General features: G+C 65.1%; 9 protein-coding genes. All 9 read left to right on the top strand.

What is annotated here, in order from left to right:
• Positions 1 to 220: 220 nt before the first annotated feature.
• The 9 genes from rpmH to GBRO_RS24070 all read left to right on the top strand — a co-directional run bounded on the left by rpmH (position 221) and on the right by GBRO_RS24070 (position 7469).
• On the top strand, positions 221 to 364 hold the full coding sequence (gene rpmH, locus GBRO_RS25620; protein ID WP_012836448.1) for a 50S ribosomal protein L34: 144 nt from the start codon (positions 221 to 223) through the stop codon (positions 362 to 364).
• Positions 365 to 412: 48 nt separating this feature from the next.
• Entirely contained in the window at positions 413 to 811 is a 399-nt protein-coding gene (gene rnpA, locus GBRO_RS24105; RefSeq protein WP_012836447.1) for a ribonuclease P protein component, read from the top strand.
• Entirely contained in the window at positions 808 to 1155 is a 348-nt protein-coding gene (gene yidD, locus GBRO_RS24100; RefSeq protein WP_012836446.1) for a membrane protein insertion efficiency factor YidD, read from the top strand. Before rnpA ends, yidD begins: the two co-directional genes overlap by 4 nt.
• Before the next feature lie 3 nt (positions 1156 to 1158).
• Positions 1159 to 2394, top strand: a complete 1236-nt coding sequence (gene yidC, locus GBRO_RS24095; RefSeq protein ID WP_012836445.1) for a membrane protein insertase YidC — start codon at positions 1159 to 1161, stop codon at positions 2392 to 2394.
• An 82-nt stretch (positions 2395 to 2476) separates the two neighbouring features.
• Entirely contained in the window at positions 2477 to 3187 is a 711-nt protein-coding gene (locus GBRO_RS24090) for a Jag family protein (protein WP_041920083.1), read from the top strand.
• A 371-nt stretch (positions 3188 to 3558) separates the two neighbouring features.
• Positions 3559 to 4176, top strand: a complete 618-nt coding sequence (gene rsmG, locus GBRO_RS24085; RefSeq protein WP_012836443.1) for a 16S rRNA (guanine(527)-N(7))-methyltransferase RsmG — start codon at positions 3559 to 3561, stop codon at positions 4174 to 4176.
• A gap of 143 nt (positions 4177 to 4319) precedes the next feature.
• Positions 4320 to 5267 carry a ParA family protein gene (locus GBRO_RS24080; protein ID WP_012836442.1) on the top strand — a complete coding sequence of 316 codons (948 nt, stop codon included), beginning with the start codon at positions 4320 to 4322 and terminating at the stop codon, positions 5265 to 5267.
• A 79-nt stretch (positions 5268 to 5346) separates the two neighbouring features.
• Complete coding sequence (locus GBRO_RS24075) at positions 5347 to 6522, top strand: ParB/RepB/Spo0J family partition protein (RefSeq protein WP_012836441.1); 1176 nt, start codon at positions 5347 to 5349, stop codon at positions 6520 to 6522.
• Positions 6523 to 6668: 146 nt separating this feature from the next.
• Complete coding sequence (locus GBRO_RS24070; protein ID WP_041920081.1) at positions 6669 to 7469, top strand: hypothetical protein; 801 nt, start codon at positions 6669 to 6671, stop codon at positions 7467 to 7469.
• Positions 7470 to 7515 lie beyond the last annotated feature (46 nt).

Here is a 7515-nt window from a genome sequence, read left to right as displayed (position 1 = left end):
TTGAGCCCGGTCTCTCAGTAGTCTCGACTGGTCATCCAGGTTGCGGATTTGCGCGGCCGCCGCGATGGGATCGGTCGAGAGATCGCCGGTTCCGCCGAGGTCGGCCGACCGATACCACCGACATCAGTTCGGCACCGCTCCCGGATCAACAGACCAACCAGAAAGACGTGGTTCCACGGCGCAAGCCGCCGGGGTCACGCACGGAGCACAAGGAGTCACCGTGGCCAAGGGCAAGCGGACCTTCCAGCCGAACAACCGTCGTCGTGCACGCGTGCACGGTTTCCGGTTGCGTATGCGTACGCGCGCCGGTCGCGCGATCGTGAACAGCCGTCGCACCAAGGGCCGCGCAAAGCTCACGGCCTGATCGTCGGCCCGACAACCGAGTCCGTCATGTGGCTCGGTTCGCTGATCGATGACTGCGCCCCGCCATCGGATCTCACGTGGATCCGACTTTTCCCGCACGCTCCGCACGGGCGTGCGGGTTTCGGCGCGTGATTTTGTCCTGCACGCGTCACCGGTTCCGCCGGTCTGGCCCGATGACAGCCGCATCCGACGAGACGTCGCGCTGCACGGCGGTCCGTGGCTGGGGCTGATCGTCAGCAAGGCCGTCGGCCCGGCGGTCACCCGCCACGCGGTGGCCCGTCGACTCCGCGCCGCGTTCACCGCCACCATGGATAGCTGTCCATCGCCGGAGACCTACGTGGTGGTGCGGGCGCACCGGAGTGCGGCGCAGCGCAGCAGCGTCGAACTCGCCGAGCAGCTCGAGGCGGCCTGGCGGCATCCGCGACTGGCAGCCGGTGCCCGACGATGAGCGGGCCGGTGACGAACAGCGTGTCCAGCGCCGAGGCCGGCGAGCAGACGACCCGGTCGCGGGTGCTGACCACGGTCCGACTACTCCCCCGGCGCACACTCATCTTTGTCATCGAGCTCTATCGCACCTGGATCTCGCCGATGCGTCTGCCGACGTGCCGGTTCGAGCCGACCTGTTCCGGCTACGCCGTCGAAGCGCTGGAACGACACGGATTTCGCTACGGCGGGTGGCTGTCGGTCATTCGCCTGCTCAAATGTGGACCTTGGCACAAACCTGGTTACGACCCGGTACCCGAAGACGGGTTCCGTTGGCGTAGACCACCGACGGAAGTGAGGGGCAACTAACCCGTGCTCAACTTCATCTACTACCCGGTCTCCGGGATCATGTGGGTCTGGCATTGGCTGTTCGACCACATCCTGCCCAACTCACCCGGCGGTGACGGTGTCGCCTGGGCGCTCTCGGTGGTCTTCCTGGTCTTCACGCTGCGCGCGATCCTCTACAAGCCCTTCGTGAAGCAGATCCGCACCACGAAGAAGATGCAGGAGATCAACCCCGAACTCCAGGCGATCCGCAAGAAGTACGCCAAGGATCGGGTCAAGATGACCGAGGAGATGCAGAAGCTGCAGAAGGAGCACGGGTTCAACCCACTCCTCGGCTGCCTGCCGATGCTGCTGCAGATCCCCGTCTTCATCGGCTTGTTCCACGTGCTCCGGTCGTTCAACCGGACGGCCACCGGTATGGGACAGCTGGGCATGTCCCCCACCGAGACGCGCAACACACCGAACTACTTCTTCAGTGTCGACCAGGTGCAGAACTTCCTCGACGCCCGACTCTTCGGTGTGCCGCTGTCGTCGTTCATCACGCAGCCGGTGACCGAGTGGCAGGCCTTCGTGAACCCGGGCGAGCCAATCGACTTCACCCGTGTCCAGATCGCGATTGTCGTCGTCCCGATGATGATCATCGCCTCCATCGCGACGCACATGAACTCACGGGCCTCGGTGGCACGGCAGCCCGAGGCGGCACTGGAGAATCCGCAGACCCGCATGATGAACATGCTGGCGCTGTACATCTTCCCGCTCGGCATCCTGGTGACCGGACCGTTCTTCCCCGTCGCCATCCTCCTGTACTGGATGAGTAACAACATCTGGACCTACGGACAGCAGCATCTCGTCTTCGGGCGCATCGCCAAGGAAGAGGAAGAGGCCAAGCTCGCCAAGCAGGAGAAGCTGAAGGCCAACGCCCCCAAACCCGGTGTGCGGCCGGATCGGTTGAAGAAGAAGAGCTCCCCGGCGGTTGCTGCTGCCGGTGATGGCGAGACCACCGAGGTCGTCGACACGACAGGCGATTCCGATGAGACCGGCAAGGTCGTGATGGACAAAGCCGGCAGTGGCACGAGCGGCAGTGGCAAGACGGGGGTGGACTCGCCGTCGGAACCGGAAATCGGCAGCACGCCCAAACCGGGTCAGAAACCCACCCGTCCCAAAGCTGGTTCCGGGCCGGGCTCCAAGAAGCAGAACACCGGCAACCGCGGCGGAAAGAACGCCGGGAAACGCAGCGGCAATCGTCGCGGCGGCCGACGATGACCGGGCACTGCCCCGGCATACCCCAGAGACCTGTTGGTGAACGACACACCGTCGTGGAAGTACTGAAGTTAGGTGATGTGAGATGACAGCGGAAACAGCGACCCAGGGTGACCGCGACACCGAGAATCCGGATGTCGAGGTAGTCGGCGATGCCGACGGTCTCGGTGCATCGGTTGAGGGTGAAGCGGACGTGAGTGCGGTTGCGGAGGTCAGTGACACCGACGACGACGCGGCCGACAGTGCAGTGGCCGACGCCGACGCCGACGCCGGCGATGATGACGATGACGCCGACGATGATGACGATGACGCCGACGATGATGTGGATGAGGAAGACCGCCTCGTCGAAGAGGGCGAGATCGCCGGCGACTATCTCGAGCAGCTGCTCGACGTGCTCGACTTCGATGGCGACATCGACCTCGACGTCGATGGCGATCGGGCGGTCGTGAGCATCGATGGTGGTGATGATCTGACCAAGCTCGTCGGCCGTAAGGGCGAGGTCCTCGACGCGCTCCAGGAACTGACCCGCCTCGCGGTGCAGCAGGCCACCGGCGACCGCAGCCGGCTGATGCTCGACATCGCGCGGTGGCGTGCCGACCGTCGGGACCGCCTGGCACGTCTCGGTAAGGAGGTCGCCGAGCGCGTCCTCAAGTCGGGTGAGAAGGAAGCGCTTGACCCGATGACGCCGTTCGAGCGGAAGATCGTGCACGACGCGGTTGCGGTCGTGGACGGTGTGGTCAGTGAGAGCGAGGGTGCCGAGCCCAAGCGGCGGGTGGTCGTTCTACCCAACGCGTGACCGGAACATCGACGATAGGGCCCCGACATGGTCGGGGCCCTATCTGTATCCGGAGAAGGAATTACACGAGTGTGGTTTCACGTGAAACGGGAAAGTGCGTTCCGACATGTTTCACGTGAAACAGTGCGGGTTGCCACGCACACAATGGGCCCGCGTACGGGGCAACCAGTATCGTCGGGCGTCCCTGGGGACAACTTCTACCCCGCCACAGTGATCCGCGTTTCACGTGAAACACTGAGACCAACAAGCTTCGACCCGAAGGGGGCAGAGTGTCAGACCGACCGTCCGACGATCACGGCGACGCGGATGACGCGACAAACCTACAACCGGCACCAGTCTCCGCCCGAGCAGTCTTTGGAGATCGTCTGGAAATGGCCGAGGTCTATCACCGCATCCTGGCGACCGATGGAATCGAGCACGGACTGCTGGGGCCACGAGAGGTCCCACGGCTGTGGGATCGACACATTCTGAACTGCGCGGTGATCGGCGAAGTCATCGACGACGGTGAGTCCGTGGTGGACATTGGGAGCGGTGCCGGTTTGCCGGGTGTTGCCCTCGCGATCGCTCGCCCGGATCTCGACGTCGTCCTACTCGAACCCCTCCTTCGGCGAAGCGCCTTCCTCGAACGGGCCGTCGCAGAGCTCGGCTTGTCGTCGGTGACCGTAGTGCGCGGTCGCGCAGAGGAGAAGTCGATCCGGACCGCGGTCGGCCAATGTGACGTCGCGACGTCGAGGGCGGTGGCACCTCTTCAACGACTCTGCACCTGGTCGGCTCCGTTGATTCGGTCGGGCGGTCGACTGGTGGCTATCAAGGGAGCGTCGGCGGGCGATGAGATCGCACGGGATCGGGTTGCTGCCGGACGCGTCGGACTCACTGATCTGCGTGTTGAGACCGTCGGTGGCGAGGTACTCCCCTCCCCCACAACGGTCGTGATCGGGACAAGAACTGAGAGTGGCGGACGCAAGCGCGGTCGCGGAAAGAAGCGGTGAGCAGAGTGGTGTGGACTCCACGGAGAGCGCAGAATAGAAGGCGGTCTGCCGAGAATGCGAACGGTGGCCAGGAGCAGATCTCGGCCGGCACATCCGGCGAGACAGGTATCAGCGGCTATCAGGTCGGGCAAAGGAGTCAACGCGTGGTCGACCAGGACCCGAGTGTTTCACGTGAAACAGCGGCACAGCCGTACGCTGACACCCCCATCGCTGCCGCCGCCGAACGCGCCAGTCAGGTCCTGACCCCGGGAGGCGCGGGCCAGCTCCCCCGCCCGGCGCAGATGCGGATCATGACGGTCGCCAACCAGAAGGGCGGCGTCGGCAAGACCACCACCGCGGTGAACCTCGCCGCGGGACTCGCCCTACACGGACTTCGTGTCCTTGTCGTGGATCTTGATCCGCAGGGCAACGCCAGCACCGCACTCGGTATCGATCACCGAGCGCAGGACATCGCGTCGGTCTACGAACTCCTGCTCGGTGAAGTGACTCTTCGCGAGGCCATGCAGCAGAGCCCGAGTCAGGAGGGCTTGTTCTGTGTGCCGGCAACCCTCGATCTCGCCGGTGCCGAGATCGAGTTGGTATCGCTGGTCGCCCGTGAGAACCGACTGCGCAACGCGTTGTCGGACGAGACGCTCACCGAGTTCGGGATCGACTATGTCTTCATCGACTGCCCGCCCTCGCTCGGACTGCTCACCGTCAACGCGATGGTGGCTGCCCGTGAGGTCCTCATCCCGATCCAGTGCGAGTACTACGCCCTCGAGGGCGTGGGCCAGCTCCTGCGAAACATCGAGCTCGTGCAAGCACATCTGAATCCCGCGCTGCATGTCTCCACCATCGTGCTCACCATGTACGACGGCCGGACCAAACTCGCCGACCAGGTGGCCGACGAGGTTCGACGACACTTCGGCGACAAGGTGCTGAGCGCGATCATTCCGCGCAGCGTGAAGGTGTCGGAAGCACCTGGCTACGCGATGACGATCATCGAATACGACCCGGGTTCACGTGGAGCAATGAGCTATCTCGACGCGGCCCGCGAGCTGGCCATGCGCGCACGAACAGCTGAGCCAACCGCCGAGTCAAGTACATCCTGATGCCCAAAGCCGCTTCAGTCGGACCGCGACACCAGCAACCTCGCACACTCTGTCATCACCACCTGCCGGGAGGACACCAATGAGCCCCAAGGATTCCGCTCCGGGAAAGACCGCTCCCAAGCCTGTCACCAAGCCCGCGGCACAGCGCCGGGGTGGTCTCGGTCGAGGCCTGGCGGCCCTCATTCCGACCGGGCCCAGCGACGATCAGGCGACCGGCGCTCCGCGCATGGGCTCGGCCGCCGCCGACGTCGTCATCGGTAAGTCATCGGCCGCTGGCTCTGCCCCTGCCACCGGCTCTGCCCCTGCCACGGGTTCGGTACCGAGCGCCGGTCCGGACGGTACCTCGGTTCACTCATCGGAGACCGGAACCGGAACTGCGACCGCGACGATCCCGGCGCCGGCCACCACTCCCCTCCCGCACGATGAGGTCGGTGCCGTCTACCGCGAGATCCCGCCCGCGCAGATCGAACCCAACCCGAATCAGCCCCGTACCGTCTTCGACGAAGACGCGCTTGCCGAGCTGGTCCACTCGATCACCGAGTTCGGACTGATGCAGCCGATCGTCGTCCGTGAGCTTCCCGAACCCACACCCGAGGGCGTGCGGTTCCAACTGGTGATGGGTGAGCGTCGCTGGCGGGCCAGCCAGGAAGCGGGTCTCGAGGCGATCCCGGCGATCGTCCGGGAGACTCCCGACGGCGATATGCTGCGTGACGCGCTGCTGGAGAACATCCACCGGGCACAGCTCAACCCGCTGGAGGAGGCGGCAGCCTATCAGCAGTTGCTCGACGAGTTCGGTGTCACGCATGAAGAGCTCGCCGCTCGGCTCGGACGCTCGCGGCCGCTGATCTCCAACATGATCCGGTTGCTGAAGCTACCGATTCCCGTGCAACGACGCGTGGCCGCGGGAGTGCTGTCGGCCGGTCACGCACGCGCTCTGCTCTCGCTCGAGACGGGTAGTGACGCCCAGGAGGCGCTCGCCGCGCGGATCGTCGCCGAGGGCCTGTCGGTACGTGCCACCGAGGAGGCGGTCACTCTTGCGAACCGCGATGACGGATCCGGTGGCCGGTCCCCCGCGTCGCCGAAGCGCCGGCAGATGCAGATGCCGGGCCTCCAGGATCTCGCCGAGCGACTTTCCGACCGACTCGACACGAGGGTTACAGTCGGATTGGGCAAACGAAAGGGCAAGATCGTGGTCGAGTTCGGATCGGTGGAGGACCTCGAGCGAATCGTCGGGGTCATCGATCCCACGAAGTGATTCGGCGACGAGAATCCCCCTACCGGGTACCCACGGAAGAAATGTCACAGTGACGCCAGACGAAGTCGAATCCCCGCCGACCAGCGAGATGAGTTGCTACAGAACACATCTCGAGTTTCGTCCGACGCCCGGACAGGTGTGGTGACGTGAGTATTGGAATTGTGCGTCTCGATCTCGACTCGTTCGAGTCGCTCCCCCTGCACACCCGTCGCTGCGTCTTCTGGGAAGTGGATCCGGCGAACTCCAACCGGTCGTCGGCCGACGCCGTCTTCGCCGATCTGGGAAGTTTCGAGAGCGAGTTCGACAAGGAGGCTTGGATCTCCGGGCTGCTGCTGGAGTGGGGTACCTGCGGTCAGGTCGCCATCGACTCGACGACCAAGACTGTCGTTGGCACCGCGTTCTACGCCCCGCCGAATCGGGTACCGCGTTCCGTCGCCTTCCCCACCTCCCCGGTCAGCCACGACGCGGTCCTGCTCACCAGCATCCGCACCGAGCCCGGACACGAGGAGGCGGCGACACTGCTCCTCGATGCCGTGCTCGCCGACCTGATCAGACGCGGGGTGCGCGCCGTCGAAGCCTTCGGACTCGTCCGCGGAGGTTCGCCGACGCCGGACCAGCAGTCGTCGGAGGCACGCAGGGCACCTGAGGAGTTGCCGAGCGCACTCGAGCTCGAGGCGTGGACCGATCAGTCCATCGTCGACGTCGCCCGCGAGATCCTCGACGGACCGATGGACGGTCTGTGTACGGCGTGCATGATCGACGCTGGATTCCTCAAGGACTCCGCCTTCGACGTCGTCTCCAGCCATCCGCGGTTCCCCCGGTTCCGTCTGGAGCTCGACGAAGGACTCGGCTGGAAGTTCGAGGTGGAGAGTGCGCTGGAGAAGCTCGTCGTGATGGCGGCGATCGACCTTGCTGGGCGGGAACGCACCGCAGTGCCGGTGGGATGAGTGCGGTTCACGCCCGGCCGCAGCGATGCTGAAGCCGCCGGGGATC

The organism is Gordonia bronchialis DSM 43247 (assembly GCF_000024785.1).
GTDB lineage: Bacteria > Actinomycetota > Actinomycetes > Mycobacteriales > Mycobacteriaceae > Gordonia > Gordonia bronchialis.
The sequence above is the reverse complement of the archived record's forward strand: the minus strand, read 5'-3'. Positions and strand labels throughout refer to the sequence as shown.

Bases quoted from the DNA above. Each gene is read 5' to 3' on its own strand.
- rnpA (WP_012836447.1), top strand. From the start codon at position 413: ATGACTGCGCCCCGCCATCGGATCTCACGTGGATCCGACTTTTCCCGC.
- yidD (WP_012836446.1), top strand. From the start codon at position 808: ATGAGCGGGCCGGTGACGAACAGCGTGTCCAGCGCCGAGGCCGGCGAG.
- GBRO_RS24090 (WP_041920083.1), top strand. From the start codon at position 2,477: ATGACAGCGGAAACAGCGACCCAGGGTGACCGCGACACCGAGAATCCG.
- rsmG (WP_012836443.1), top strand. From the start codon at position 3,559: ATGGCCGAGGTCTATCACCGCATCCTGGCGACCGATGGAATCGAGCAC.
- GBRO_RS24075 (WP_012836441.1), top strand. From the start codon at position 5,347: ATGAGCCCCAAGGATTCCGCTCCGGGAAAGACCGCTCCCAAGCCTGTC.